Annotated in this window: 1 pseudogene; it reads right to left on the bottom strand. The window is 37.9% G+C overall.

Annotated features, from left to right (window positions below):
- Positions 1–20 precede the first annotated feature (20 nt).
- A pseudogene (locus tag SB717_RS37630) lies at positions 21–256 on the bottom strand (SelA-like pyridoxal phosphate-dependent enzyme); the annotation flags it as partial.

Below are 256 nucleotides of genomic sequence, written 5' to 3'. Positions count from 1 at the left end.
GTTTTTGAATGTTTGTCATTTTAGTTTCCCCCTACAATTTCTCTCATTTTTTCTTCAATTACATGTATGTCATCACCTTGAAGTGGACGTGGATCGATATCAAAGAACCCTTGTCTTACTCCGTAATCACGTGTGTAAATTGCAATTTCCCCGTCGCGTAATGCAGCCACAACGTCTTTTGCCGATTTATTTAACTCTTTTTCGTTAATATGAATACGAGCTCTAAAGATTGCTCTTCCAGCTTCATCTTGAACGA

Source organism: Priestia sp. SIMBA_032, from assembly GCF_046535215.1.
GTDB classification, from domain to species: Bacteria; Bacillota; Bacilli; order Bacillales; family Bacillaceae_H; genus Priestia; species Priestia aryabhattai.
This window is presented reverse-complemented; position numbering and strand designations above follow the sequence as displayed.